Below are 25,988 nucleotides of genomic sequence, written 5' to 3' on the forward strand. Positions count from 1 at the left end.
CTTTTTGGCAGACTTTTTTTGCCCGGCTCACTCGTTGTCCACTACGGCATACCATACACGTACAGACTGATTGTCTGCACAAAAAAGAAGCGACGGACGTGTCCATCGCTTCTTTTTGATGTTTGAAAATCTCAGTGGTCTTCATTCAACTCTTATTACATTCAGTCTTAGAACAACATGATTTCAAGCAGACAGTCGACCAGATCCTTCTCAAGATCCAGGGCCTGCAACTGATGCATCATATTGACCGGATCGAGTCGTTGGGACAACAAACGGTACAGGCGGTCTTTCAGATCATAACCGATCTCCGCCTGGTCGAGGAATGTATAGAGCCGCTCCATCCGGTTATCGTTCGTCGACATGTCGACCTGGAGCGACAGAACTTGTGTCTCACCGAGTTCACCAAGATCAACCGATAACGATTGTGTCTGATGGTCATAACGGCTCGGCAGCACTTCTCCGTCCCGTGAGACGTGTCCTTCGTTGACACCACGCAGAATCAGTGTCACTTCACGTTTCGCCGGCAACAGTTCCCGTTTGCCGAACGGCGTTGCGATCGTCAACGTCCGGGCCGCCCAGTCGAGTTCAAAGGCCGTCTCGACATTTTCCCCGTCGCGGTGCGCGACACCGACGTTATCATCCTCAAATAACGTGAAGCGGTTCGACGCCCCCGGGAAGACAAGCAGTTCGAGATGCTCCGGATTGTGGAGCGCGTTCGAATGTTCGAGGTGTTGACCGAGCGGAACGATGGCTCCGGCTTTCGCGAGGATGCCTTGATCCTCGAGCTTACGGAACAGACGCATCTGTTTGCCGCCCGAGTAGCGGTGACCGGTGAAGAAATCAAACCATTCCCCTTCCGGTAACCAGGCCGTTGTCGCCGCGACGTGCAGCTTCGGATTCATCGGTTCGACGATCGGCGTGACCATCAGTTCCGTCCCGAAATAGTACTGGTTCGGCACCGCGTAGGCGAGTTCTTCTTCCGGATGTTCATAATACATCGGGGAGACGAGTGGTAAACCGTCAAAGTGATTGCGGGCGTTCATCGTATAGATGTACGGCACGAGCTGATGGCGAAGTCGTAAATACTTCTTCATCACTTGTTCCGATTCGACCGAATACCGCCACGGTTCTTTCCCGTTAAAGATACTCATCGTACTGTGCAGACGCATGATCGGGCTGAATACACCATACTGTAGCCAGCGGGTCGACAGTTCATCGTCCTTTTCACCGCGCTGGTGACCGCCGATATCATGACTCCACCAGCCGTAACCGATGTTTGATGCCGTCGCCGTGAAGTACGGTTGGAACTTGAGTGATGCCCAGGAAATTAACGTATCGCCTGAGAAACCGACCGGATAGCGATGACTGCCGGGTCCGGCATAGCGTGAGAAAATCAGCGGACGATTGCCGTCACGCGCGATATCGAGCGCATGGTAATGATTGAGCATCCAAAGCGGATCGAGCCCTTTCATCTTCGAGTTCGCCCCCTGTTGCCAGTCGATCCACCAGAAGTCGACACCATCCTCTTCATGCGGATGATGGAGTTTCGTGAAGTAATGTTCAATGAAGTCGCGGTCCGAGAAGTCAAACGGAATCCGGTCTTCCGTATCCGGGTCGACACCCAACGCAACGGCCATTGCTTCATAAGACTCTTCAAAACCACGGACCCCGTCCGCCGGGTGAAGGTTGAGCGTCACCATCCGGTCGTCCGCTTTCAGCCACTGCAGGAAGCCTTTCGGATCCGGGAACAGATCACGGTTCCACGTATAGCCCGTCCAGCCGCTGCCGTATTTCTCCGGAATATCCGTCACATGCCAGTCCATGTCGATGACGCTGACTGAGAATGGAACGTCCTCCGCCTTGAAGCGGGTCATCAAATCTTTGTATTCTTTTTCGTTGTACCGCCAGTACCGGCTCCACCAGTTCCCGAGCACTTGCCGCGGCAACATCGGTGTCGGACCGGTCAGACGGTAAAAGTCTTTTAAGGCTTGTTTATAATCATGGCCATAACCAAAGTAATAGATGTCCTGCGCCCCTTCCTGACGCGGTTCGACGAAGTGGTCTTCCGTCAGGACGAATGACGCCGAGTCATCGATTGCCGCGTAGCCTTGGCGGGAGATGATTCCTTCTTCGAGCGGAATCTCACCGTCGGCATGGTCAAGCGTCCGCGCCGTCCCCTTAAGAGTCCGGAGGGGTCCGCCGAACGTGTAGCGGCTGTAATACGTACTGAAGTTTCCAAGGACGTCGATGTAGAGGGTGTTCGACGCAAAAGGTCCTTTCGTATAATGCAAATGGACGTGTTCCGTGATGATTTGCAGTTCCGTCTCGTCCTCGACAATTCGATACGAGGGGACCGGAAAATCGCGGTTCCAGACGGTTTGGGTCGGACGATCTTCAAATCGACCGTCTGCTGCGTACTCGAGTCGAATCAGACGACTGGTGAGAACGGTGAAGCGGTAAGTGTCTCCTTGAACAATCGCTTCCGGTCGTGCCAATGGTTTCATGTCTCGGGTATAGAAATGGGATTCGTCAATTGTGCGCATACGGGATCAGGACGCGAACGTCCTTGTCACTTCCTTCCAAAAATGAATGTGCAACCGATTACACTAATAGTGTATAAGAGTTGTTGTTCCCGTTTCAAGTCACAACTAATCAAAAAACGCACCAGTCCTCTGAAAATCAAGGATGGTGCGTTTGTCATCATAACAATGGCGAAATCAAACGGGAGAACGATTCAAAGATCCGGAACCGCATCGGCCGTTTGAGATAATCCGCCGAGGACAACTGAATCGAGACGTCGAAATCATCGATGAAATCGCGCTCGAGCCGGGCCGCACTCTCGGAATCATACATGAAGGCCATCAGTTCGTAGTTCAAGACGAAACTCCGGATATCCATGTTCGCCGTTCCGACGACGGCAATCTTTCCGTCGACGAGAAACAGTTTGGCATGGATGAAATGACGGTTGTACGTATAAATTTTGACTCCGTCTTTTAGCAAGGGTCCGAAATAAGACCGTGTTCCATAGTAGGACGTAAAACTGTCCCCCTTACCCGGTGTCAGAATCCGAACATCGAGTCCGGCACGGGCCGCGAGACGGAGCAGTGTCATCGTCTCGTTATCGGGAATCAAATACGGTGTTGAAATCCAAATTGACCGCTGGGCCGAGATGATGGCGGCAATCAAAGCGTTCCGGATCGCCGGATCTTTTGACGTCGGTCCACTCGTCACAATCTGGACCGCGCCGTCGGTCTCGACATCGTGTTTCGGGAAGTACTGATCGATTGCCCCTTCGCCGGCAAACGTCTCCCACGTATCACTGCCTTCTAAATGGGCGTAGAGCCAATCGTCAAGGAACGTCGCCTGCAGTTCCTTGACGGCCCGTCCTTCGAGCCGGAGGTGGGTATCGCGCCAAAAGCCGAACTTCTTACTTTTTCCGTCATACTCGTCGCCGACGTTCAGCCCCCCGGTAAAACCGATTTTTCCATCGACGACAACGATTTTCCGGTGATTGCGGAAGTTCGCCGTAAAGATGAACAACGGACTGGAAATCGGATCGTAGGCGGCAATCTTCGCCCCGGCTTCCCGGAGCGGTTTCAAAAATCCTTCGCCGAGCATGTAACTGCCAAGACCGTCAAACATGAACCGGACTTCGACTCCGTCGTTCAACCGGTCAATCAATGCTTCGCGGATCGCCTGCCCGGTCTCGTCGTTCCGGTAAATGTAATACTGGATGTGAACATGATGCTTGGCGGAGCGGATCATCCGTAGAATTTCCGGGAACGTCTCGTTGCCGTTCGTCAGGATTTGACTGGCTGTATGGACGTCGACCCCACCACCGCCAAAGTTACGGATCGTATTGGCAAGCTTCAGGTGGTTCGGCGGCAACTCACTGACCGCGAGCGACCGGACGGGACGGATTGCCTGTTTAAGCAACATCCGTTCATCGTGCGACCGCCGGTTCCGGCGACGGCGGCGCGGATTGCGCCCGAACATCATCCAGATGATGACACCGAGAATCGGTAAGAAGATCAAAACTAAAAACCAGGCAATCGTCGACTCCGCCGTCCGGTTCTCGATGAAGATAATCATGATGACGGCCAAGGGTACAACGGTCGCGGAAATCGTCAAAACATAAAACAGGTAGCCCAATTGGTATAGTCCCCAAATGATTCCGCCTGCGACTAAAAACACGAGCGCGAACTGTAAAATCCGATTGCGCACTAGACTTCCTCCTCTGTAACGTACTCTGTTCTTCTAATTCCCTTTCTTCTCTAAAAATATAGCAAAAAAAGAAACCACAGATGTGATTTCTTGAAAAGTTGACCTATTTTGAAAAATTCAGATCGTACAGCTCGCGTCCCGGAATCGGATCACTCAGGCTGGCCCAATCCGTTTCGTCCTCTTGAACAAGACAGGTGTCGAACTCTGCTTCAAGCGTTACCTGATCGAAACCAATCCCGATCAAAACGAGTTCCGTCCGGCGATCCGCGACTGACTCGAAGCGTCCGGCATATTCCATATTCGACGCATATCCCGCCTGATGGAACAGCAAGGCGATTTCCGGACGGGTCGCAAGGTAAACAAAGCCCTTCGCGCGAACGATTTCTTCCGGCCAGGCTTCAATCAACGCCATCAACCGTTCGGGATGAAACGGGACATCGCGCTTATAGACGAACGAGCTGATGCCGTATTCTTCCGTTTCCGGGACGTGTTCCTCGGCGTTCAGCTCACGGATCCAGCCGGCACTTGCTGCCGCCTGTTCGAAGTCAAACAGATCAACGTCAAGAATCTCAGCCGGATCGACTTGCCCGTGGGTCGTCTCAATCAGTTTGGCGATCGGATTGAGCGCCTTTAAGTAGCTTGTGACATCATGTTTTTCCGACTCGGTCAACCGGTCGATCTTGTTCAGCAAAATGATATCCGCGAACTCGACCTGATCGACGAGGAGATCGACGACTTCCCGGACGTCGGTCTCGTCGACCGCCTGTTGCCGCTCAATCAACGATTCACCGGATTCAAAGTCTTTCAGAAAACGATAGCCGTCGATGACCGTCACCATCGCATTGATTTTCGTCGTCTCCGTCAAATCGATCCGACTGTCTTCATCCAGGTATGTAAACGTCTGGGCGACCGGAATCGGTTCCGAAATTCCGCTCGATTCGATGACGATGCCGTCGATATCGCCTTGATCAACGAGGCGCCGGACTTCGAGTAATAAATCGTCCCGCAGCGTACAGCAGATGCAACCGTTCGATAGCGTCACGAATGATTCTTCCGTCCGTGAAAAGCCGCCTTGTTCAATCAACACGGCATCGATATTGACTTCACTCATATCGTTGACGATGATGGCCAGCTTGCGTCCTTGCCGGTTGTTCAACAGATGATTTAATACAGTTGTCTTGCCGGCACCCAGGTAGCCGGACAAGACGGTGATCGGAATCGGATTCATACACAGTCTCCTTTTTAAATCGGAATCATTACGTTTTAAATAGTAATCGTTCCGGTTTAGCCTGTCAACTGCTGTTTTACACCATTAAAAAATTCCCGCTTCCATGACAATCCTCAAGGCGTCATGGAAACGGGATCCAGGAATCAAACTTATTTAAAAAAGGCGTTGCGGATCAAGCGGACGATCGTTGTCGCAGCCTCTTCCGAAAAACCGGCAATCGTATAATGATTCGTGTCCGGAATGACGTGAAATTCCGCGTCCGGCAGACTCGCAGCAAACCGTTCATGCGCCGCATTGATTCGCTTCGTCAGTTCCGGGTTCAGCCAGTTCTCAGGCATTCCGCCGGCCCAGTCCGATGCGGATAACACGAGGACCGGCGGCGTGATATGCTCGACGACTTCCAAGACGTGCTGATTATTCGCTTCGACTGCCTGCCACTCATCGAGCGTCCCCCGCCAGTGGTTTTTCCGTGCCATATTCCGCCACATCGGAATGCGGTCGGCTTCCGGCAGACTCGTAAACATCCGCGCGCCGAGATCATCCGGAATCAGCCAGGCGAGTGGCCGGACATGACTTAAAACATACAAAAAGCGGTTCCATTCCTCCTGCGTCCGTTCGTACCAGTTCGGCAGTTCGGCATCGACTTCCGGATGCGACGGATCGAGCAGAACGATTCCGGCCGTCTCGTCCGGACGGCGGCGTCCGAGTTCAAGCGAGATGTAGGCGCCGAGTGAATGCCCGATGAAGACGAACGGTCCTTTAATCCCAAGCAACGCGAGGACCCGTTCCAGTTCGTCCGCTTGTTGCGTAAACAACCGTTTCGTTTTGCCACGGGTCGATCGACCGTAACCGAGTCGGGAATATTCAAAGACCCGTCCCTGTTTCAGAAGTTCCCCGCGGAGCCAGCCCCATTGGTAATGACTCGACATCATCCCGTGATCAAGAATGAATGTCACATTGCCCGTCCCCGTCAAGCGTGTATCAAAGCGGCCGTCTGCTGTATCGACAATCCGTTCCATTAAAATCCTCTCCTATTCAAACAAATCTAACTTGATGTCATACCCAAGCAGGTTCAAGTAATCAAATAACTGTGACCGGTGGTGGTACAAGTGAACAGCTGCTTCCAGCAGCCAACCGGTCGAATTATCGGTGACGCCCCAGTAGGTCGTCTCCGTCGAAAAACCGGCCGTAAGCCGATCTTGATAATACCGCCACGACTGCTCTAGCCGGTCGACAAGTTGCTCCGGCCGCACCGGAACGGCATAGAACTGTGCCATCTCGTCCGCCGTCGCCCCTGTTGCAATCCGCAGATCGGCTTCGAGCAACACAGCGAGATGAACCGCCACTTCATAGACGGACCGTTTGCCGGAAATCGGACGTTTGTCCCAATCCTCCGGCTGAATCAGCCGGATCAGCTCACGTGTCGTCCGGACGCCGACACCAACATGCCGGTCAAGTGCCTGTTGCCAGTCAGTCATGCGACCACCAGGCGAGTGCCCGTTGTTCCATCGCTTTAACGAAGCTGTCCTTTCCGGCAATGTAGGCACTGATGTCTTCCGGATACCAATTCGCCAGTTGCTCTTTGATTGTACTGTACGCTTCGACTTCGTGCGGATGTTCCCGCAAGTAATCCCGAAAGACGACGTGACGGGTGATTTCCGGGTTGCCGCTTGCATAAAGATGAATGTGATGCGTCCGCGCGTCTCCGCCCTTCCGGTAATAGCGGCGCCCGGGCATCCCGAACTCCCCTTTCGCTTCATAGCCGATCTGTTCCATCGCTGCGTCAAACGCTTCAATCCCGTCGATTAAATCGACGACCGGCAGAATATCGAGAATCGGTTTAGCCAACAATCCCGGAACCGATGTACTGCCGATATGATGAACCGCCAGCAGACGTTCGCCGAAAATCTTCTCCAACTGCTCTTTTGCCTCTTGAAACGCCTCCGGCCACGACGCTTGATATGGTGTGACGATGACTTGCCGCATGCTATCCGCTCCCCTCGTATATAGTATGCCAGTTTTTTCTGCAAAACTAAAACGACTCCTCAGACGAGAAGCCGTTTTCCTGCCTTATTTTTTCGTGATGAAGTAACGCGATTGATCGAGACGATCAGATGCTGTATAGATGTTCATCTTGTATGACCCTGTCGCAAGACCGGTCCGCATCTTCAGGACGTAGTTGCCGTGGTTGTCGGCAACGTCCTGCGCAATCAATTTGTAACCGCTGCTTGTTTTTTCGAACAAGCGGACGATTTGACGTTTTTCCACTTTGCCCGTCAAGGTCTTTTTACCCGCCCATTTTTTGACCGGATACGTATTTTTAATCGTAAATGACGCCTTTTTCGTAATCTTGTTTGAGATGTCCGTCGACTTGACTGTGTACGTGCCCGTCATCAGACCATTTTTGACCGGAATCTTGAAGCCGCTTGCCGTCGTTTTCGCTTTCGCGATTTTCGTCGACCCTTTATAGAGCGTGACATCGAGTCCTTCCGTTGCTTTTCCTGTCAAGACCGTCGAACCGTAGACGGCTGATTTCTTGTCGATGGCCGGCGTCGCCACGACACCTGTTCCGACCGTGACCGTCGTTTCTTTTTTCATGAAACCGAGCTCCGAGACGACCGTCAACTTGTCACGCAGTTTGACCGGACGGACGGTGACGGCATACTTGCCGGTTTCGTCGGCTGTCGTCGTGCCAAGGACTGTCGTGCCGCGTTTGACTGTAACTTTTGCTCCGGCAACCGCTGTTCCCGTGACAAGTTTTGCTCCCGGTTTCACAGCGCTGACGCTGACGTTAAAGTCTTTCATCGGGACGTCGAGTTTAAACTTCAGGAACGTACCGGTCTCACCGGCGCGTTTGACGCCCGTGTTCGTGATGCCTTCGTAACGTTTCGTGTAGTCCGCTGCGGCTTCGGCTGAATCAAAATCAACCGTGATCGGTTTGCTTGCGACGAGTGACCAGTTGTTGTCCGCTTGATAATCAACCGGTTGTTTTGCTTTGATGAAATCCGAGATGACGTTGCGTGTTTCGTAAGCCGATTTGTAGACGATTTTCTTTCCGCCGCCGAGACCAGGGAAGCTTGCGCTGCCGGCACGGTAGTTGTTCGTTGCGACGAGGAACTCCTGATCATCCGTGATTTCCTTGCCTTGGTATTTGATGTTTTGAACACGGCTTGCGTCTTCTTTGACGACCACCCCGTTGAAATCAAACTTCGCCGGTTTCGTGATGTCGATATCGTACGTCAAACCGTCCAGAATATCGAAGTTGTAGCTGCGGAACTCTTTGTTCAGCAAATCTGTCTGCGCATCCGTCACTTCGTTGAATTGACCGGCTGACATCTCGAGCCAGTTTTTGACGTCAGCTCCTGTCACTTTGACGACTTCGAGTGTGTTCGGATAAACATACAGATCGGCGACGTTTTTCAACGCGATCGGTCCTTTTTTGATCAACGTATAGTCTGACGCGTTCACTTGATTGCGACCGCCGGTTTTAAACGGTGCACCGGCAGACAGGAGCGGTAAATCTTTATATTGGGCGAGATCGGCATTTTCTTTCAGTTGTTTCTCGACGTACCATTTTTGCGCGTTCGTGACGAACTGGACGGAATCGTCATCCTGAACGAGCGCAAAGAAGCTTTGGATATCATCATTGATTGTTCCGACTTGCTGGCGGATGTAGGCAAGTGTGCCTTCGTGTGCTTTTTCAATCAATTTGACGGCACCGGCATCAGCTGCCGTGTCTTTTGTGACGTCTGCCAGTTTTGATCCGGCTGTATCGACGATCCATTTCTCGCCGTCCTGCTTCAATTGCAAATCAATCACGCCGACGTTTTTCCCTTGTGTGTTGGCCATGACAACCGGTTTGCCGTTGATGAGACCGTTTGCTGCGTCGACGTTCGGTAAGTTATTGAACGCTGATGTCTTGTCCGGGAATTTTCCGTGCTGGTGACCCGTCATCAAGACATCGATGTCCGCGATTTTTGTCAACGCGTACCCGACATTTTCATCGCCGTCTTTTTGATCCGCTGTATCACCGATTCCTGTGTGCGCAAGTGCGACGACGACATCTGCACCGGCATCTTTTAATTTCTTCGCCGTTGCTTTAGCGACCGGTACGATATCTTCCGCTGTCACTTTTCCTGTCAGGTTTCCGGCATCCCACGCCATGATTTGTGGAGTGACGACACCAAAGACACCGACTTTGACCGTTTTCATCTGACCGTTTTGGTCTTTGACTTGACGTTCGATGATTTGATAATCTTTCCCGTCCGTGTTGAATTCGGAAACGATCGGTTTTTTCGTAACGGCATCGAGCACATTCGAGTTCACGAATTTGATTTCGCCGCTTGATGCTTTCATCGCTGACTTCAGGAAGTCGAGCCCGAAGTTAAACTCGTGGTTGCCGAGTGTCACGGCGTCATAACCGATGTATTCCATCAGTTCGTACATCGGATGTTTCCCTTTGTTGCCTTTGTCGTACTGATTTTTGACGTAATCGCCAAATGGTGTCCCTTGTAACGTATCCCCATTGTCGAATACGAAGCTGTTGGCTTCGCCGACGACGTTTTGTTCCTGTTTAATGACGGTTGCCGCTTTGACAAGACCAATCGTCTCATCTTGCACATCCTTGAAGTAATCGTAGTTCATCGAGTTAGTATGTAAATCAGTAGTCTCTAAAAAACGAAGTTTGACGACGCTGTTATCGGCGGCGAGTGTCTTGATTTGAATGACGGGCGCAAGCATCGGTGCGATCAACGTGCTGGCAATAACGATTTTCGTGATTTGTTTCATCTGATTTCCCCCTAAGTATAATTGACTGCTCAACTAATTTAACACGCTTTCATTGTAGCTTATAGCTTCTTTGAATAGGTCGGACATCCGTCTTATTTAACCTGCTTAACTAATTCCAAATACTGGCTTAATAATCTTTAAATGAACTTTACATGCCAAAGAAAAAGCGCCGGTCTGCCCTTTCAGGTCGACCGGCGCCATGGACTATACAGTTGGTTTTCGTTTGATGACAAATCCGATCAATCCGGCAATCAATGCCATTCCAGCAACATAGAGCGGTGTCAGTCCGGTCGGTTGCTGTGAAAACTGCAACAGCGCTTCATTGCGCCAAGCGACCGTAAAGTCTGCCGTCGTCGCTTGAGCGACGAGGAAACTCGTGACCCCGACGAGGACAGCGAAGACAATCGGATCAAGGATGGTCTTGAAGGACCGGATACCGGCAAGCAGATACAGTAGGAACGGAATCAGAATCAAGACCCAGTACGCACTTTCCGAGTTGACCGGCTCCGGCGTGACTCCGGCCGATTCAGCATCAAGCGCTTGAATCGTCTGCCGGGCGATGCCGTAATCGATCGGTTCGAGATTCAACCGGGTATCCGACAAATCAGGTCGTTCCCCGCCGATAATCGTCAACAGTTGTTCCGTCACCCGATCGGTGTCGACTTCTTCCAGAACATCTTCAATCGATTGATTTAATTGACCGGTCGAGGTCTCACCGTTCAGCATCGTCACCGGGACATCAACATCCGCACCGAGTACATTCGCCTTATAGGTGATCTGTCCACCATGCAACAATTCATACATGCCGCCGCTGCCGGCATCAAGACTGGCGACGGTCAAAGCTGTCCGAAGGGCCGAATCCCCGTCATACTGCGTTTCATCCGTCACGACGAGATACAGCTGAAGACAGCTCGCAAACATTAAGACAAGCAAGCTTCCCCGGGCGGCTGCCGCCAACCCGGACAACCCTTGCGGATACAGGGCCAGATAACTTAATGCAATCACGATGCCGAGCGCAAGCAACCCTTGGGTCAACACACCGTCCTGGAACGATAAAAAGGGAATCGAATCACTGCGCTGAACGAGCATGAACCAGCCAATCCACGCCGTTATCAAAAAACTGACGGACCGGACTGTCCAGCCGAGCCGGTTGGCTTTGATCCGCATCATTAAAAAGAGAATAAAAACAAAAACGATACCAAATACCGACAGCAACAAGGAACCATACGTCACGTCGAACGTCAGCGGTGATAGAACCTGGTTCAAATCGATTCCGAAGATAGACAGGACATCACCGGCCGAACTGGCACCAGTTACTTGGTTGATGATTGCTTCCCGGACGGCAGCCGGCATCGTTACGTCGAGTCCACCGATAAACAGCAACATCAGTGTGACCGTCACGTCGCTGCTTCCCCAGGTAACGTCCGCGTCCTGCATTTGCTTCACGAGTGACTGATAATCACTGGAAGACTCGATTTGTCCGGTTACGACTGTCATCAGGCCATATAACACGGCAAAGAAGATGAGCCCGAACCCGATCCCGAACACGAAATCCATAATCGAGAAACGCCTGTTGCGCCGCTCTTGTCGTTGCTCCATCGTCAATCCCTCCTTTTCCTTTGTTTGATTATTCCTGTTCTATGCCGTTCAGAAACGCCAACCGCCTAATTTCAATGACTTCTAGTCGTTTCTGTACGATATACTCTAATTATAACCAAATCTGTATGGAAGAGGGATTTTGCTTTTACGAGGAGGAACGACGTGACGACAAAAGCAAATCAAATACTCTTTGAGAACATCATCAAGCAATCAAAAATTGGTCAACTGCTTACGAAACCGACAGTACTGTCCGGTGGTCTCCTGCATCAGATGAATCAAATTCAGACAACGACCGGGACATATGCGGTGAAGTTGCTGAATCCATCCATCCTTTCTCGTCCGACCGCACGACAAAACTTCATCGACTCGGAACGGATTGTCAACGCTTTAGCAGGCAAAGTCTCCGCTCTGCCTGCCTTGACGATTGATGGATCTGCCTTGCAACAAATCGGTACACACTATTACCTTGTCTTCCCGTGGGTGGACGGTTCGATCTTGCCGATTAACCAAGTCACACCGAGCCACGCTGAACTGATCGGCGAACAGTTGGCGCAGATCCACGCTGCGGACCTGTCCTCGCTGACGATTCAACAAACCCCTGCATCACCAGAGTCTCCGCTTCCATGGGACACATTCGCAGAAAAAATCCGTCAGCAAGGACTCACAGTGCTAGAACCTTACTTGTCGGATTTAAGACGAATCAAGCGTTGGGACAACGAAGCGTCTTCTGCCCTAAAACAATGGCGAGGAACATCGGTCCTCAGTCACCGCGATTTGGATGCCAAAAACGTGTTATGGAAGTGCGGTGCACCGGTTCTCATCGACTGGGAATCGGCCGGTCCGATTCATCCGATGCACGATTTTTTAGAAACAGTCCTCTATTGGTCGCTCGATGAGCAAAATCGTGTGCGACGAAATCATTTCGAGGCATTCGTCAAAGGGTATCGTTCGGCAGGCGGTCGACTTGACTACCCTCTTGAGCCCGCTCTGTCTGCTGGATATGCGAGTAAACTCGGATGGCTTGCCTATAGTCTGTCCAAAGCTCTTCACCTTGAACCCGTAACTGAAAAGGAGCAACAAGTTGCCGTTCAACAGGTGCACGAGACGTTAAAAGCACTCAAAGACTACGAAGCGCTGTGTCCGGTGATTAAAATGTGGTGGCATGACAGTCAACAGAACACGACGAGTACTTTTCAGTAAGGAACTGGATTTAAATGCCAATCGATTACACTTACCTCACGACACTGATTAAAATGAATCAATTCGGCAAGGCAAAAATCTTATTTGAGACGTATGACATCGATGAAATCAGTGATGAATTCATCGGGGACGCCTTTGATCACGAGACAGACATTTTGTATCAGTTCGTCTGTTATCTGATTGAACAAAAAGAAACAGTCAAACTGCACGAGTTAGCGTTTGGTCTATTGATCCATCCTTTTTGTCATTATGACCGCGCCTACTACCGAGCGTATGACCATGTTCAGCGAATAGTTGCCCTGACCCATCGTCAAGACGTCACTTTCCTGGAGTATTTGTTATTTTTAGCGGAAGTGCCCGATCAAGTCACACCAAAACAGGAAGCCCTCGCTGTGGCGAATGAAATCTTACGGATGGAACCAAAGAATCGAGTCGCAAAAGACTTTTTGAAGGAGATGAACTAAAGACATGTATCAGGCAGGGATGGAAACATTACTTCAATTACAGGCCCGCTTAGAAAACGGTCAGCTCGAAGTGCAAAAGGAAGAAGGATACGTCGAGGTCGAGTCGTTCACCTTCCACTCAGGCGCCAGCCCCGAAGAATTGGCTCGACTCCCAAAAGACACACCAAAAGAAATCGTACATTTTTTAAGTATTCACAATGGTGCTCGTCTTTATTTCACGCCGGACGGCGGTGGAGGTTTCGAGTTGTTTTCGATTGATGATATTTTGACGTACCTCCCGATTTGGGAATGTCCACCGGGCTTTATCCCGATTGGTGCCGGACCTGACGGCGAATGGCTCGTTTGCGAATCGATCAGTGAAGGTGGCAATCGGATCTGGACCGGTGAATTCCTGACGTACGAAGATTCTGATTTCGAACGACTCCCGTTCTCCTTCGATAAGTGGCTTGATTATCTGATTGTTTCGCAAGGGACGATGTATTGGAACTGGTTTCGTTGATACTGGTTAACGATTCAAATTTGTTTTGGTAATACGCGGTTTAAAGAGAAGGAATAGCAGGTTCCCCGCAAACTTTCGCAGCAACTGTTGAACTACCTCCACCTACGCTTTGCTTAGAGGTGGAGGATTCCTGAGTTATCCGACCTACCGGTCGAAACCTGATCAGGCTAGCCCCGTCGTCCCGACGGTTGAAGAAGCCAAGATTCGTTCAGCCTCTCGTTTAAGATTCAGTCCTGCGTTCACATCCCGGTCGTGGTGGATGCCGCAATTCGGACATGTCCATTCACGCAAGCCAAGATGCTTCACGTCTTTGTGTTGATGGCCGCAACTCGAGCACAGTTGACTGGAAGCAAAGGTCTTGCCGACTTTCACGACGGTCTTCCCGTACCATTCCGCCTTGTACTCCAGCATGCGGAAGAACGCCGACCAGCTGACGTCCGAGATGGCCTTGCTCAACTTGCGGTTCTTCTGCATGTTCTTCACCTGCAAGGTCTCGATGCCGATGACGTCGTGGTTTTTGACGATTTCGTTCGATACCTTGTGCAGGAAGTCTGTTCGCTTGTTGGCGATCTTCTCATGGATACGGGCAACCTTTCGCTTCTGCTTCTGATAGTTCCTCGCCTCGGAAAGCGTGACTTTCTTGTTCAAAGCGATGCGTTGACGGCGGGAGAGCTTGCGCTGTTCGCGCGCCAGTTTCTTCTCGAGCTTACGGAAGTAACGGTCGTTCTTATAGATCGTGCCGTCCGACAGGATGGCGAAGTTCTTGAGTCCGACGTCGACGCCGACAGATGAACCGGTCTTCGGCAGCTCGTTGATCTCCTGCTCGACGAGCAGGGAAACGAAGTGTTTTCCTGACGCGTTACCTCGGATTGTGGCGTTCAAGATACGGCCTGTGACCTGTTTCGAATGGGCGAAACGAACCCATTTCAGCTTCGGAAGTTTGAGCTTGTTGCATCCAATCGAGACTTCAGGAAGCTGGTTTTTGCCTTGGATGTTGGTCTTGTACGACTGGACGGGATGGCGCTTGGACTTGAATCGAGGGCGTTTATTCTGCTTCTTGAAGAAGCGGTCAAACGCATCAGCAAGATGTTTGACGCTGATCTGAACAGATGTACTATCGACTTCCTTCAACCAGTCGAACTCCTGCTTCAACAAAGGAATTTCTTTAGAACAAGAACCGTAGGACAGTCCTTTTCCAGTGGTCTTGTACATTTTCTCCCACTTCGCCAAGAAGTGGTTAAAAACGAAGCGCGAACACCCGATTGTCTTCGCAATCAGGATTTCCTGCTCTTTTGTGGGGTAGATTCTGAATTTGTAGGCCTTGTGCTTCAACACCATTTTTCACCTCCTTCAAGGGGAATATACCCGAAAGGCAGGCCAGCGATTCATCTCCCACTTTCACTTCGTTTAGAAGTGGGAGTATTCTCGCCTAATTTTGATAAAAATCAAGAAAAAGTTGATACTTGATAACAGCACAAATTCTTTTGTCCATAAAGACCGTTTCTCTATCTGTTTCAAAATGAGTGCCTCCAAAAATTACGGCAACTCCAGTTAAACTTAAAACACAAACCGCTCGCCATCTTCCGGCACGATGAGTTGAGAAGAAAAGTGATGTTCAACGGCAAACGTTCTTAAATTTGTCCGAGACAATGCCCAGTGATTCACAGCTTCCATATGGACGGAAAGAATCCGTGCGGTTGGTGCGGCCTCGTGGACAGCTAAGACGTCTTCCGCTCCCATCACCAGTGAGCCACCTTCCACAAACTGGTTGTCGCCTGCGTTGACGACGATGACTTCCGGTTGATGCTGCTTGATCACTTTCTCCACTTCTTCATACCAGACCGTGTCGCCAGCGATATATACGGTTTTTTCATCTTCATGTTTAAAGACGACTCCGCATACCGAACCGGCGATTTCCAAAATGGGTCCTCTGCCGTGCTCGCCTTTTGTTTGAATCAACTGAATTCCTTCAAAAACGGTATCTTCTTGTAAGACTTTGACGTTTTGGAATCCGCTGTTTCTAATTTCTTGGGCATCCTGTTCATTCTGAGTGAACAAAGGAATGTCTTTTGATAGTACTTCTTTTGCCACATCGTCCCAATGATCGAGGTGCAAATGTGTGACAATGACAGCATCTGCCTCGATAATAGAGTCGAGTGAAACCGGCAATTCGTTTAACGGATTTTTTTGATCTTGTCGTGCCGAATTTGGAAATGCCGGATATGCTCCCTTGTCTGCTAAAAACGGGTCAATCAAAAATGTTTTACCGGCATAGTCCAGTTTTAACGTTGCATTACGGATATGTTGGATGTTCATGTATACCACTCCTTTTCGTTGTTAGGAGCCTAGTATATAATTTGAACGTCATCCCGATACAGAGCTTACTGAAGGTATTTTTGCCGTTTTACTTTACTTATGAAGGGATTTGAAATCGTGTTGGATCAAACGGACTTACAAATCATCAACGAGCTGTCACAAAACAGCCGGATCACGATGAAAGAATTGGGTCAAAAAATTCACTTAAGTGGACCCGCAACATCGGCCCGGGTTTTAAAATTAGAGGATCAAGGCATCATCGAAGGGTATACGATTCTTGTTAACCCTTTAAAGATGGGCTATACGATTCATGCGATGATTAGTATCTATACGAAAGATACCCATCACCAGCCGTATCTCTCGTTTCTCAAAAAACATCCATTATATGTTCTGAATAATTATAAAATCAGCGGGGACAGTTGTTATCTATTGGAGTGTCGTTTTCCATCGAACAAGGAACTGGATTCGTTTTTAACTGAATTAAATGAGCATGTGAATTATCAGTTATCGATCGTGATTAACAAATGAGTAAACTTTACTTCACGATTATGAACACACGAAAGCCTTGCCTCCGTTAACCGGAAGCAAGGCTCTTTTGAATTGCCATGATGTTTTTCTCTCTATTAGATACCTTCGTAAGCGAGTTCCATGATTTGACGGAGTTCCGTCACGAGCGGCATTTTCGGATTCGCAGTCGTACATTGATCCTCAAACGCATCGACGGCCATCTTGTCGAGTTTCGCTTCAAAGTCGGCTTTTTTGATTCCTTGGGCTTTGAACGACATCTTGATGTTGAGGCGTTGTCCGAGTTCACTGACAGCTTGGATGAATGATTCGACACCTTGTTCTGTCGTCGCTGCCGGCAGACCGAGGTAACGGGCGATTTCCGCATACCGTTCATCTGCAATAAACGATTCGTATTTCGGGAAAGCGGCCAGTTTTGTTGGTTTTGTTGCATTGTAACGGATGACGTGCGGCATCAGGATCGCATTCGTCCGACCGTGTGGTGTGTGGAACTCCCCACCGATTTTGTGTGCGATCGAGTGGTTGATGCCGAGGAAGGCATTGGCAAACGCCATTCCGGCCATCGTGGACGCATTGTGGACTTTTTCGCGTGCTTCGGCGTCTGAACCGTTATCGTAAGCGCGTGGCAAGTACTCAAAAATCATCTTGATTGCTTTTAATGCCAATCCATCCGTGTAGTCGTTCGCAAGGACAGAGACGAAAGCTTCCGTCGCGTGGGTCAGGACATCCATCCCTGTATCGGCCGTGATAGAGGCAGGCACCGTCATGACGAACTCCGGATCAACAATGGCGACGTCTGGTGTCAACGCATAGTCAGCAATCGGATACTTAACGTTTTTCTCTTTATCGGTGATGACAGTGAACGGTGTGACTTCTGATCCCGTACCGGATGTCGTCGGAATGGCGACGAACTTCGCTTTATTACCGAGTTCCGGGAATTTATAGGCCCGTTTCCGGATATCCATGAATTTTTGACGGAGGTTCGAGAACGTTTCGTTTGGCTGCTCGTAGAACAACCACATCCCTTTCGCAGCATCCATCGCCGATCCGCCACCGAGGGCGATGATCAGGTCCGGTTTAAAGTCACGCATCGCCTGGGCACCGACTTGAACGGTCGTCACGGATGGATCCGGTTCGACCTGGTCAAAGATCCGGTAGCTGACGCCTGCAGGCAAGTTACGGATGACTTTGTCGGCATAACCGAACTCAACCATCGATTGGTCGGTGACGATCAACGCCCGTGAGACATTTTGAATCGATTTCAAGTATTGAACCGAGTTTTTCTCAAAGAAAATCTTTTCCGGTACTTTGAACCACTGCATGTTCACGCGTCGTCTCGCCACCTTTTTGACATTGAGTAGATGTTTCGCCGTTACGTTTTCTGAGACCGAGTTTTTCCCGTATGATCCGCAACCGAGTGTGAGTGACGGTGTCAATTCATTGTAGAGATCGCCGATTCCGCCGTGTGCTGACGGACTGTTGACGAGAATCCGGCAGGCTTTCATCCGGAGACCAAACGCTGTCATCAACTCATCATCTGTTGTGTGAATAACCGCCGTATGACCGAGTCCGCCGATTTCAAGCATCCGTTCCGCGACATGGAAGGCGTCATTCGTTGACGCAACGCTGTACGCACCGAGAACCGGACTTAGTTTTTCGTGTGATAACGGTTCTTCAGCCCCGACTTTTTCGAGTTCCGCGACGAGCATGACGGTGTTGCCCGGAACATCGATGCCGGCTTTTGCTGCAATCCATGTCGCAGGTTTTCCGACGATATCCGCATTGACGGCACATGTATCGGTTTTGATGACGAGTGCTTCGAGACGTTTTTTCTCATCCGGTGTACAGAAGTAACAACCGAGTGCTTCCATCTCTGCCCGGACTTCCGCATAAATTTCCTGGTCGACGATGACGGCTTGCTCGGACGCGCAAATCATTCCGTTATCAAATGTTTTGGAGAGAACCAAATCACTGACGGCGCGTTTGATTTTAGCTGATTTTTCGATGTAACACGGTACATTACCCGGCCCGACACCAAGTGCTGGTTTACCGGTTGAGTAAGCGGATTTGACCATGCCGGCTCCGCCTGTCGCGAGGACCATCGCGATGTCGGTATGGTTCATCAAAACTTTTGTTGCTTCAAGTGACGGTTGTTCGACCCACTGGATACAATCTTTCGGTGCACCCGCTTTGACGGCCGCATCGCGTAATGTTTTCGCTGCTTCGAGGGAACAGTTTTGTGCTGATGGATGGAAGGCGAACACAATCGGGTTACGCGTCTTGATCGCGATCAACGCTTTGAACATCGTCGTTGACGTCGGATTCGTCACCGGTGTGACGCCACAGACGACACCGACCGGTTCCGCGATGTACGTGATACCGTTTTGGACGTCTTCTTCTAAAATCCCGACCGTTTTTTCATTCCGGAGACTATTGTAGATGTATTCTGTTGCGAACATGTTTTTGATCATTTTATCTTCAAAGACACCGCGTCCTGTCTCTTCAACCGCGAGACGCGCCAGTTCGACGTGACGTTCAAGACCGGCGAGCGCCATGTCCCGCACGATCGTATCGATTTTCGTTTGATCAAATGTCAGTAATTCTTGAAGTGCTGTTTGACCTTTCGCGACGATTTGATTGATTGCTTGTTCGACAGGTGAGACATCTTGTTTGATTTTTTCTTTGACAGCCATGTTAGGTTTCCTCCCTATTTTGGAACGAATCTGAGTCTGCAATTCCCTATTAGATGTTAGGAATGCCAAGCTGATTTTCAATAGTTTGTGCTTTCCTTCACAAATCAATCATACCGCCTTTTGTTACATTTGTGCATGGCTATCCTGTGAACTATTTCACATGAATGATAGCGTTTTCAAAGAAACAACCTGTTCTGACGTAAGGATTTGCTTTTTTGTACCGCTCCTGTGATAACTGTCACAGCAATCGATGAATCGGCTTGTCTGACCAATCGTTCATCGTGTACGCTAGGAATAGTTCCATCATTCATTTGTCTTAAAGGAGGAAGTTTCAATGTCAGTCGTTAATCAAATGCTTGCGTTTAATCAACAGTTCGTTGAAGAAAAACAATACGAACCATTCATCTCGGATAAGTTCCCGGATAAGAAGGTTGTGATTCTGACCTGTATGGATGCACGTTTGACGGAGCTCCTTCCCCACGCACTTGGTCTGAAAAACGGTGATGCGAAAATCATCAAAAATGCCGGAGCCGTCCTGTCCCATCCATTCGGATCTGTCATGCGGTCGATTCTCGTCGCGCTCTATGCTCTTGGAGCAGAGGAAGTCATTGTCATCGGACATCATGACTGCGGCATGAGCACGATTGACCCGGCGAAGATGATCGCCGAGATGCAGGATCGTGGCATCAATGAACAGGTTCTGCACACGCTGGATGCTTCCGGCGTCGATTTGAAGCAATGGTTACGCGGCTTCACATCGGTCGAAGAAAATGTCAGCCACTCGGTCGGACTGATCAAAAACCATCCATTGTTGCCACCGGGTACGGAAGTCCACGGACTTGTCATCGATCCGGGAACAGGTAAACTCGACCAAGTCGATTGCTGAATCACGTTTTAATGAAGAAAAAAGGTATGGCCGGCCTCAATTTGACGTCGGTCATACCTTTTTTGTGTTTTTTTCTTGACAGTCAAAAGATCGGTCTGTATGATACTTTAGTATAGTACAGTGATACCAAAAGAAAGTGTGGTTTTAGTTCATGTTTAATGCAGTCATTATTGCCGTTGCTCTATTATTTCTTTTAGCCATCTTCCGGGTCCATATCGTCCTCGCGATGGTTCTCAGTGCCGTCGCCGGCGGACTGATCGGCGGTCTCGGCATCAACAAGACGATCGCGACGTTTGCTGAAGGACTTGGCGCCGGGGCCGAAATCGCCCTCAGTTATGCCTTACTCGGTGCGTTTGCTGTCTCCTTGTCGAAAACCGGACTTCCGGATGCGTTGGCACATGCTCTGATCAACCGTTCAAAAGGATCCGCTGACGCGGCGTCAGTCAAGAAGTTAAAAGGCTTTATCGTCTTTGCAATCTTGTTGCTCGCGATCAGCTCACAAAACGTCTTGCCGATTCACATCGCCTTCATCCCGATCATCATTCCACCGCTCCTCGGTCTGTTTAATGAGATGAAGATTGACCGTCGCCTGATTGCCATCGTCATGACGTTTGGTCTCGTCACACCGTACATGTTCCTGCCGGTCGGCTTCGGGGATATCTACTTGAACCAGATCCTTTTGCCGAACATTTCGAAAAACGGAATGGACACGGCTGGTGCTTCCGTCATTCAGGCAATGGCGATTCCGGCACTCGGAATGCTCGTTGGTCTGTTGATCGGTCTTTACGTTTACCGGAAACCACGGGAATACGAAATGAGGAACATCGCACCGGACGACTATGAGATTCCCGTCATCACGAAAACAAAATTGTTCCTCAGCGGACTCGTCGTCCTCGCGACACTCGCTGTCCAGCTGACGACCGAATCGATGATTTTTGCTGCGACAACAGGTCTCGTCCTGTTTCTCCTTCTTCGTCTCGTCCGCTTCAGTGAAGCAGACGATGTCATCACCCGAGGTATGCGAATGATGTCGTTCATCGGATTCGTCATGATTTCAGCGAATGGATTTTCGAACGTCCTCCGGAAAACCGGTGACATCGATCCGCTCGTTGAGAATTCAAAAGCCTTGATGGGCGATTCCCAACTCGTTGCCGCTTTCGTCATGCTATTGATCGGACTGCTCGTCACAATGGGGATCGGCTCGAGTTTCTCGACGGTTCCTGTCATCGCTGCGATTTTCGTCCCGCTTTGTGTCCAGTACGGATTCAGTCTGGAAGCGACGATTGCTATCATCGGGACGGCCGGTGCCCTTGGCGACGCCGGAAGCCCGGCATCCGATTCGACGCTCGGTCCAACAAGTGGACTGAACGCTGACGGACAGCATGATCACATGCGGGAAACCGTCATCCCGACATTCCTGCACTACAATCTGCCGCTGCTCGTTTTCGGAACGATTGCCGCGATGGTGTTATAAAAAGTATGTTTTCAGGAACCAATGCCGTAATCGGTATTGGTTCTTTTTTTGAATCATTTTGCTTCATTAAACGGGCTGTACCTTCTACTTAAAGATGCTTAGTAAATATTTGCTTCGTCAGATTAAAGATTTTTTCTTTCATTTTCCGGCTTTCTTCTCTAATATAAAGGAATGAAGTGAAGCTGAAGGAGTGTTCGATGTGTTATCTCAAGTTGTTAATAACGTTTTATTATACCTCGCTGATCTAGGGTATTTCGGTATTGCCTTAGGATTGATGATTGAGATCATTCCGAGCGAAATCGTCTTGTCTTACGGCGGATTCATGATTTCCCAAGGAACGATCGGTTGGCCGCTTGCCGTTGTTGCTGCTGTCATCGGCGGTTTGTTTTCGCAATTATTTTTATACTGGTTTGCCCGTTACGGCGGTCGACCATTAATTTTAAAATACGGAAAGTACCTGCTGATTACGGAACACCATCTCGATCTCGCAGAACGCTGGTTCCTGAAATACGGACAAGGCGTCATTTTCGGAGCCCGCTTCATTCCGGTCGTCCGTCATGCGATTTCGATTCCAGCCGGTCTTGCAAAAATGGATCAGACGAAATTCTCATTCTACACTGTCCTCGCCATCATTCCCTGGTCGATTCTTTTCCTCTACCTCGGTGAGACGCTCGGAACGAACTGGCGCTCGATTAAAGAAGTGGCCGCACCTTATACGAACGGTGTCCTGATTGCTGCTGTCGTTATGATTCTCTTATATGTCTTCCTGAAAAAGCGTCAACGTACAACCTAATTCAAGTTTTGCAGTCTGTCCCCGCGGCAGACTGTTTTTAAAAAGGAGCGACTTATCTTGGATACTTCCAACACATTAAAAATTCACCTCGACCGCGTTACGGCGTCTCAAGTTACCGGTAAACACATTGCCACGGGATTGACGATTTCAGGACAAATCATGATGATTGAAGAAATTTATGATACAAAGCGACATCGGAACGTACTGCATGTCCATCGTCTGCATGACCAATGGCGGACAACGACGATCATCGCTCAAGCCGAAACAGATTTCAGTTATGTCGACTCATTTTCTGACGGACGGATTCTCCTTGTCGCTTCACGATGCGACGATGATATCGACGGTTTGTGGCTGCCGAATGCTTTTATTTACGATTCAGCGGGACATCTCCTCGATAGTTTTTGTCTTGATGACGGGATTCAAAACGTCCATATTGATGAAAAAAACCAAATTTGGGTCAGTTACTTCGATGAGGGCGTCTTTGCCGATGCCGTGACCAATTCGGTTGGTTCTTTTGGATTAGTAGTCTTCGATGAATTTGGACAAGCCGTTTTTAAGAACAAGGATTATCCGATTGATGACTGTTATGCGCTGAACGTCTGTGCGTCGGACGATGCCTGGTTCTTTTATCATCCGGATTACCGGGTCGTCCACTTTCATCAAGGAAACAGTACAAGCTATCAAGTCCCGCGTCGGCACTTTTCAGATTTCGTCGTCCAAGGCGGGTATTTGATTTCAACGGACAATGAACATACGTATTTGCTAAAGCGGGAAGGCGATAGGTATGTCGAGATGGCACGGATTTTATTCGAGTCGGAAAAAGGCTCTCCGCTGCAAGGAACCATCAAAATGCGCCAAAACCGAATCGTCCTCTCTACGGATACCCGTCTTTATGCGGGAACGTTTACAGATTTCATTCCAAAATGACAAGTTGCCGAATCCCTTCATTTTGAAGGGGTTCGGCTTTTTTTCATTTCTTTTCATTTATATTAGGAAAAACGAAAATGTTTTCAGAAAAAGCTTTCAATTCTCTTTTTTAAGATAGTATACTCATGGTTATAGTGTTTCGGACTTGTCTGACAAGTTCAAGAGTAATCATTTTTTGGTACATGGGGGTACTTATGGAATCGAACTTAAAGCGGGAATTAACAGCACGACAAGTACAAATGATTGCCTTAGGGGGGACCATCGGCGTCGGCCTATTTCTTGGATCGTCAAGTACGATTGCCTGGACCGGTCCATCTGTCATTCTTGCCTACATGTTGGCAGGGGCCTTCATCTTTTTAATCATGCGCGCCTTAGGTGAGATGGTCTACACCCATCCACACACCGGATCGTATGCAAAGTTCGCGAATGATTACATTCATCCGGCAGCCGGCTTCATGACGGCGAGCAGCAACATTTTCAACTGGGTCATTGTCGGGATGAGTGAAGTCATTGCCGTCGGGACCTACATGCGGTTTTGGTGGCCGGATCTACCGACCTGGATTCCGGGTGTCGTCGTCATCGTCATCCTGACGCTTGCGAACCTCGCCTCGGTCAAAATGTTTGGTGAACTCGAATTTTGGTTTGCCTCCGTCAAAGTTATCACAATTATCCTGATGATCATCGCCGGTCTCGGCATCATTCTGTTTGGTTTCGGAAACGACGGGACGCCGATCGGCTTCTCAAACCTGTGGTCACACGGTGGCTTCTTCACCAACGGCGTCAGCGGCTTCTTCTTCGCCCTCTCGATTGTCTTCGCGTCTTATATCGGCGTTGAACTAATCGGTGTGACAGCCGGGGAGACGAAGGATCCGGAAACGAACATCACCCGTGCCATCAACGGCGTCATCTGGCGGATCCTGATTTTCTACGTTGGAGCAATTTTCATCATCGTCACCGTCTATCCATGGGATCAGCTGGCCGATATCGGCAGTCCGTTTGTCGCGACTTTTGCCAAAGTCGGCATCACGGCGGCGGCTGCCATCATCAACGTCGTCGTCATCACGGCCGCGATGTCCGGATGTAATTCGGGTATCTTCAGTTCCAGCCGGATGATTTATACGCTCGCCGAAAAAGGGCAGATGCCGTCGCTGTTCCTGAAGGTCAATAAAAACGGCATTCCACTCTACACGGTCCTTGCCGTGTCAGCCGGTATCTTTGTCGGAATCATCCTCGACATCGTCCTGCCATTGTTTCTCGGCAAAGACACGAATATCTTCGTCTATGTCTACAGTGCGTCAGTCTTGCCGGGAATGGTACCCTGGTTCGCCATCCTGATCAGCCACATCCAGTACCGGAAAATCGAAGCGGACCGGATCGCCGATCATCCGTTCAAGATGCCGGGCGCACCCTTCACGAACTACATTACGATTGTCATGCTGCTGATCGTTCTCGTCGGGATGTTGTTCAACGATGAGACACGTGTCTCGATTTTGATCGGAATCGTCTTCTTGATTCTATCCGGCATCTACTACGTCGTACGCACACCTAAATCTTCTTAAAAAAAACGCTGTCTCCGGCTGAAAAATCTGGAGACAGCGTTTTGTCATTTCTTCAAGGCTCCGCGCGCGTTGAGTGCGGCAAATACGACCATCGCAATACTCAAAACGGCAGCTACGATGACACCCTGCGTATAAACACTCCAATCAATCGTCTCGCGTAACAGGACGGCCCGCATCCCTTCCATGATATACGTCGTCGGATTGAGTGTCGCGGCAATTTTTAGCCACTCCGCCTAAATCAACTCTTTCGGGACGAACGTCGTCGATAAGAAAATCAACGGGAAAAACAGCAATGTCCCGGCTTGTGCCGCCTGGGCGTTCCGCGTCTTCAAGGCGACACCGACGGAATAGCCAGCGAACGCGAGACCGAAGCCGAGCGCGAGGACAATCGTCAGGAAAAAGCCGCTAATGCCCGCCGGAATCGACAGACCGAGTAAAAAGCCCATTCCGAAAATCAATAACGTCTGAACGAATAATTGCAACATCCCGGCGAGCATCGGTCCGAGAACGATTGACGTCCGTGAGACCGGCGTCAACAGCAAGCGGGCAAAATAACCGCTCTCAATATCTTTGACGAGTGCCTGCCCCGCTCCCCCGGCTCCGCCGACGGCACCGGACACGATTGAGACGGGCAGGATGAAGTTCAAGTAGTCGACGCCGCCGAACTGGGGCAGACTCGAGATGCCGGACAAACCGCTCGTATAAACAAGCAGGAAAAAGACACTGATGATTAAGTTCGGGATGAACGAAAACGGATTCCGTAAGGTCACGAGCAGACTGCGTTTCGTTAAAATCAAGGTTTCCCGCCACATA

General features: G+C 49.9%; 22 protein-coding genes. 9 read left to right on the forward strand and 13 right to left on the reverse strand.

Annotated elements, in window-relative coordinates; translation table 11 throughout:
- Window positions 1-167: 167 nt before the first annotated feature.
- From KNP93_RS04765 to KNP93_RS04800, 8 genes are all read right to left on the reverse strand, one after another.
- Window positions 168-2,543 (reverse strand): glycoside hydrolase family 31 protein, encoded by a 2,376-nt coding sequence (locus tag KNP93_RS04765; protein WP_214853623.1) that lies wholly within the window; start codon window positions 2,541-2,543, stop codon window positions 168-170.
- Window positions 2,544-2,700: 157 nt separating this feature from the next.
- Window positions 2,701-4,224, reverse strand: a complete 1,524-nt coding sequence (locus KNP93_RS04770; protein ID WP_214853626.1) for a cardiolipin synthase — start codon at window positions 4,222-4,224, stop codon at window positions 2,701-2,703.
- A 103-nt stretch (window positions 4,225-4,327) separates the two neighbouring features.
- Window positions 4,328-5,452, reverse strand: a complete 1,125-nt coding sequence (locus tag KNP93_RS04775; RefSeq protein ID WP_188004139.1) for a GTP-binding protein — start codon at window positions 5,450-5,452, stop codon at window positions 4,328-4,330.
- A gap of 149 nt (window positions 5,453-5,601) precedes the next feature.
- A complete protein-coding gene (locus KNP93_RS04780) occupies window positions 5,602-6,471 on the reverse strand; it encodes an alpha/beta fold hydrolase (RefSeq protein ID WP_188004138.1) in 870 nt (289 codons plus the stop codon).
- Between the two features lie 12 nt (window positions 6,472-6,483).
- Window positions 6,484-6,930 carry a DinB family protein gene (locus KNP93_RS04785; RefSeq protein WP_214853629.1) on the reverse strand — a complete coding sequence of 149 codons (447 nt, stop codon included), beginning with the start codon at window positions 6,928-6,930 and terminating at the stop codon, window positions 6,484-6,486.
- The gene (locus KNP93_RS04790; RefSeq protein WP_214853632.1) at window positions 6,923-7,438 is read right to left on the reverse strand and encodes a GrpB family protein; all 516 of its coding nucleotides are present in this window, start codon (window positions 7,436-7,438) and stop codon (window positions 6,923-6,925) included. Before KNP93_RS04790 ends, KNP93_RS04785 begins: the two co-directional genes overlap by 8 nt.
- Before the next feature lie 84 nt (window positions 7,439-7,522).
- The gene (locus KNP93_RS04795; protein ID WP_214853635.1) at window positions 7,523-10,240 is read right to left on the reverse strand and encodes a bifunctional 2',3'-cyclic-nucleotide 2'-phosphodiesterase/3'-nucleotidase; all 2,718 of its coding nucleotides are present in this window, start codon (window positions 10,238-10,240) and stop codon (window positions 7,523-7,525) included.
- A gap of 204 nt (window positions 10,241-10,444) precedes the next feature.
- A complete protein-coding gene (locus tag KNP93_RS04800; protein WP_214853638.1) occupies window positions 10,445-11,839 on the reverse strand; it encodes a hypothetical protein in 1,395 nt (464 codons plus the stop codon).
- Between the two features lie 162 nt (window positions 11,840-12,001).
- Between KNP93_RS04800 and KNP93_RS04805 the strand changes: the two genes are divergently transcribed.
- The 3 genes from KNP93_RS04805 to KNP93_RS04815 are packed head-to-tail and all read left to right on the forward strand — an operon-like array spanning window position 12,002 to window position 14,002.
- Complete coding sequence (locus KNP93_RS04805) at window positions 12,002-13,039, forward strand: phosphotransferase (RefSeq protein ID WP_214853641.1); 1,038 nt, start codon at window positions 12,002-12,004, stop codon at window positions 13,037-13,039.
- A 14-nt stretch (window positions 13,040-13,053) separates the two neighbouring features.
- On the forward strand, window positions 13,054-13,503 hold the full coding sequence (locus tag KNP93_RS04810; RefSeq protein ID WP_214853644.1) for a hypothetical protein: 450 nt from the start codon (window positions 13,054-13,056) through the stop codon (window positions 13,501-13,503).
- Between the two features lie 4 nt (window positions 13,504-13,507).
- Entirely contained in the window at window positions 13,508-14,002 is a 495-nt protein-coding gene (locus tag KNP93_RS04815; RefSeq protein WP_214848499.1) for an SMI1/KNR4 family protein, read from the forward strand.
- A 162-nt stretch (window positions 14,003-14,164) separates the two neighbouring features.
- On the opposite strand, the gene tnpB is transcribed toward KNP93_RS04815, so the two are convergent.
- The gene (gene tnpB / locus KNP93_RS04820) at window positions 14,165-15,337 is read right to left on the reverse strand and encodes an IS200/IS605 family element RNA-guided endonuclease TnpB (RefSeq protein ID WP_214854258.1); all 1,173 of its coding nucleotides are present in this window, start codon (window positions 15,335-15,337) and stop codon (window positions 14,165-14,167) included.
- Window positions 15,338-15,559: 222 nt separating this feature from the next.
- Complete coding sequence (locus tag KNP93_RS04825) at window positions 15,560-16,318, reverse strand: MBL fold metallo-hydrolase (RefSeq protein ID WP_214848496.1); 759 nt, start codon at window positions 16,316-16,318, stop codon at window positions 15,560-15,562.
- A gap of 117 nt (window positions 16,319-16,435) precedes the next feature.
- Here KNP93_RS04825 and KNP93_RS04830 point away from each other — a divergent pair, with 117 nt between their 5' ends.
- Window positions 16,436-16,846 carry an Lrp/AsnC family transcriptional regulator gene (locus KNP93_RS04830; RefSeq protein WP_131502861.1) on the forward strand — a complete coding sequence of 137 codons (411 nt, stop codon included), beginning with the start codon at window positions 16,436-16,438 and terminating at the stop codon, window positions 16,844-16,846.
- A gap of 95 nt (window positions 16,847-16,941) precedes the next feature.
- Here the strand turns inward: KNP93_RS04830 and adhE are convergent, their stop codons facing one another.
- Entirely contained in the window at window positions 16,942-19,536 is a 2,595-nt protein-coding gene (gene adhE, locus KNP93_RS04835; protein ID WP_188004126.1) for a bifunctional acetaldehyde-CoA/alcohol dehydrogenase, read from the reverse strand.
- A gap of 334 nt (window positions 19,537-19,870) precedes the next feature.
- Here adhE and KNP93_RS04840 point away from each other — a divergent pair, with 334 nt between their 5' ends.
- The 5 genes from KNP93_RS04840 to KNP93_RS04860 all read left to right on the forward strand — a co-directional run bounded on the left by KNP93_RS04840 (window position 19,871) and on the right by KNP93_RS04860 (window position 25,175).
- A complete protein-coding gene (locus tag KNP93_RS04840; protein WP_026828619.1) occupies window positions 19,871-20,422 on the forward strand; it encodes a beta-class carbonic anhydrase in 552 nt (183 codons plus the stop codon).
- Between the two features lie 151 nt (window positions 20,423-20,573).
- Window positions 20,574-21,896 carry a Na+/H+ antiporter family protein gene (locus KNP93_RS04845; protein WP_214853646.1) on the forward strand — a complete coding sequence of 441 codons (1,323 nt, stop codon included), beginning with the start codon at window positions 20,574-20,576 and terminating at the stop codon, window positions 21,894-21,896.
- A 199-nt stretch (window positions 21,897-22,095) separates the two neighbouring features.
- Window positions 22,096-22,689: an undecaprenyl phosphate transporter UptA gene (uptA, locus tag KNP93_RS04850; protein ID WP_131502864.1), complete on the forward strand. Its 594-nt coding sequence runs from the start codon at window positions 22,096-22,098 to the stop codon at window positions 22,687-22,689.
- Between the two features lie 57 nt (window positions 22,690-22,746).
- Window positions 22,747-23,616, forward strand: coding sequence for a hypothetical protein (locus KNP93_RS04855; protein WP_131502865.1), 870 nt, complete (start codon window positions 22,747-22,749; stop codon window positions 23,614-23,616).
- 194 nt (window positions 23,617-23,810) lie between these two features.
- The gene (locus tag KNP93_RS04860) at window positions 23,811-25,175 is read left to right on the forward strand and encodes an amino acid permease (protein ID WP_214853649.1); all 1,365 of its coding nucleotides are present in this window, start codon (window positions 23,811-23,813) and stop codon (window positions 25,173-25,175) included.
- Between the two features lie 44 nt (window positions 25,176-25,219).
- Here KNP93_RS04860 and KNP93_RS15625 read toward each other — a convergent pair whose 3' ends face one another.
- Together KNP93_RS15625 and KNP93_RS04865 are read right to left on the reverse strand one after the other, a co-directional pair.
- Window positions 25,220-25,360, reverse strand: a complete 141-nt coding sequence (locus tag KNP93_RS15625) for a hypothetical protein (protein ID WP_251138669.1) — start codon at window positions 25,358-25,360, stop codon at window positions 25,220-25,222.
- A gap of 48 nt (window positions 25,361-25,408) precedes the next feature.
- Window positions 25,409-25,987: an ABC transporter permease gene (locus KNP93_RS04865; RefSeq protein ID WP_251138670.1), complete on the reverse strand. Its 579-nt coding sequence runs from the start codon at window positions 25,985-25,987 to the stop codon at window positions 25,409-25,411.
- Window position 25,988 lies beyond the last annotated feature (1 nt).

It is taken from the genome of Exiguobacterium sp. s166 (genome assembly GCF_018618855.1).
Lineage (GTDB): Bacteria > Bacillota > Bacilli > Exiguobacteriales > Exiguobacteriaceae > Exiguobacterium_A.

Excerpts from the sequence above, each read along its gene's own strand:
- KNP93_RS04765 (WP_214853623.1), bottom strand. The coding sequence starts at position 2,543 with ATGCGCACAATTGACGAATCCCATTTCTATACCCGAGACATGAAACCA.
- KNP93_RS04775 (WP_188004139.1), bottom strand. The coding sequence starts at position 5,452 with ATGAATCCGATTCCGATCACCGTCTTGTCCGGCTACCTGGGTGCCGGC.
- KNP93_RS04780 (WP_188004138.1), bottom strand. The coding sequence starts at position 6,471 with ATGGAACGGATTGTCGATACAGCAGACGGCCGCTTTGATACACGCTTG.
- KNP93_RS04785 (WP_214853629.1), bottom strand. The coding sequence starts at position 6,930 with ATGACTGACTGGCAACAGGCACTTGACCGGCATGTTGGTGTCGGCGTC.
- KNP93_RS04790 (WP_214853632.1), bottom strand. The coding sequence starts at position 7,438 with ATGCGGCAAGTCATCGTCACACCATATCAAGCGTCGTGGCCGGAGGCG.
- KNP93_RS04795 (WP_214853635.1), bottom strand. The coding sequence starts at position 10,240 with ATGAAACAAATCACGAAAATCGTTATTGCCAGCACGTTGATCGCACCG.
- KNP93_RS04800 (WP_214853638.1), bottom strand. The coding sequence starts at position 11,839 with ATGGAGCAACGACAAGAGCGGCGCAACAGGCGTTTCTCGATTATGGAT.
- KNP93_RS04810 (WP_214853644.1), top strand. The coding sequence starts at position 13,054 with ATGCCAATCGATTACACTTACCTCACGACACTGATTAAAATGAATCAA.
- KNP93_RS04815 (WP_214848499.1), top strand. The coding sequence starts at position 13,508 with ATGTATCAGGCAGGGATGGAAACATTACTTCAATTACAGGCCCGCTTA.
- KNP93_RS04825 (WP_214848496.1), bottom strand. The coding sequence starts at position 16,318 with ATGAACATCCAACATATCCGTAATGCAACGTTAAAACTGGACTATGCC.
- adhE (WP_188004126.1), bottom strand. The coding sequence starts at position 19,536 with ATGGCTGTCAAAGAAAAAATCAAACAAGATGTCTCACCTGTCGAACAA.
- KNP93_RS04840 (WP_026828619.1), top strand. The coding sequence starts at position 19,871 with ATGTCAGTCGTTAATCAAATGCTTGCGTTTAATCAACAGTTCGTTGAA.
- KNP93_RS04845 (WP_214853646.1), top strand. The coding sequence starts at position 20,574 with ATGTTTAATGCAGTCATTATTGCCGTTGCTCTATTATTTCTTTTAGCC.
- KNP93_RS04860 (WP_214853649.1), top strand. The coding sequence starts at position 23,811 with ATGGAATCGAACTTAAAGCGGGAATTAACAGCACGACAAGTACAAATG.
- KNP93_RS15625 (WP_251138669.1), bottom strand. The coding sequence starts at position 25,360 with ATGGAAGGGATGCGGGCCGTCCTGTTACGCGAGACGATTGATTGGAGT.
- KNP93_RS04865 (WP_251138670.1), bottom strand. The coding sequence starts at position 25,987 with ATGTGGCGGGAAACCTTGATTTTAACGAAACGCAGTCTGCTCGTGACC.